The 240-nt window shown below is 38.3% G+C and carries 1 protein-coding gene; it reads left to right on the forward strand.

The genetic code is table 11. From position 1 onward, the window contains the following. Positions 1 to 240 (forward strand): transglycosylase domain-containing protein (locus MTCD1_RS20180; protein ID WP_200818716.1); only part of this gene is annotated, 240 nt, incomplete at both ends.

Genomic DNA, 240 nt, shown 5'->3' on the forward strand with positions numbered 1-240 from the left:
GTACCTTAACCCAGCAATTAGTGAAAAACTTCTTCTTAACCCGTCAGCGTAGTTATTGGCGTAAGTTTAACGAAGCCTATATGGCAATATTGATTAACTACCGTTTAAGTAAAGACGCGGTTTTAAGTGGTTATCTTAATGAAGTGTATTTAGGCCAAAATTACAGTGATGGTGTTTATGGTTTTGGGTTAGCGAGTTACTTTTATTTTGGTCGCCCAGTACCAGAGATCACCATAGAGC

The organism is Colwellia marinimaniae (assembly GCF_002207865.1).
GTDB classification, from domain to species: Bacteria; Pseudomonadota; Gammaproteobacteria; order Enterobacterales; family Alteromonadaceae; genus Colwellia; species Colwellia marinimaniae.